This window comes from Micromonospora sp. DT63 (assembly GCF_049841615.1).
Lineage (GTDB): Bacteria > Actinomycetota > Actinomycetes > Mycobacteriales > Micromonosporaceae > Micromonospora.
This window is the reverse complement of the sequence record NZ_JBNCKQ010000020.1, coordinates 1-757: the sequence shown is the minus strand read 5'-3', so window position 1 is coordinate 757 and position 757 is coordinate 1. Positions and strand designations below refer to the sequence as shown.

Sequence of the window (757 nt, the reverse complement as noted above, 5' to 3'; positions counted from 1 at the left end):
CGCGGCGGACCGGAACGGCCACGGTCACCGCCACCCTGGTAGCCGCCCTCACGACGGTCACCGCCACGGAAACCACCCTCGCGGTCGCCGCCACGGAAGCCACCCTCACGCGGGGCGCTGGAACGCGATCCATCGCGGTCGCCACCACGGAAGCCGCCTTCACGACGGTCACCGCCACGGAAGCCACCCTCGCGGTCACCCCCGCGGAAACCACCCTCACGCGGCGGACCGGAACGGCCACGGTCACCGCCACCCTGGTAGCCGCCCTCACGACGGTCACCGCCACGGAAACCACCGTCACGGTCGCCACCGCGGAAACCACCCTCACGCGGGGCACCGGAACGCGATCCATCGCGGTCACCACCGCGGAAACCACCCTCACGACGGTCACCACCGCGGAAGCCACCCTCGCGGTCGCCGCCACGGAAACCACCCTCACGCGGGGCACCCGAACGCGATCCATCGCGGTCACCACCACGGGAACCGCCGTCACGACCGCCGGCATATCCGCCCCGGGCGCCGCCGGCGTTGTCCCGATCTCCCCGGTACGGGGGGCGGTCGTCGCGGCGCGCACCACGGTCGCGTCCAGCCGGGCCGTCGGTGCGGTCTTCGGAACGACGGGGACGATCTCCGCCCTGCGGTCCTGAACTCACAGGTACATCCTTCCTGATTGCGCCACCAATGGCGCTACGCAGTCGAGGGCCGACCCGGATGGGGCGGCCCGACGCACGAACGTTGTTCCGCGGTGGCGGTCACA

The 757-nt window shown here is 72.3% G+C and carries 1 protein-coding gene; it reads left to right on the top strand.

Annotation, left to right across the window (positions count from 1 at the left end; translation table 11 throughout):
* The coding region (locus ACLQ27_RS32140; RefSeq protein ID WP_425870256.1) for a hypothetical protein at window positions 1-647 on the top strand (647 nt) is incomplete at its 5' end.
* Between the last annotated feature and the right edge of the window lie 110 nt (window positions 648-757).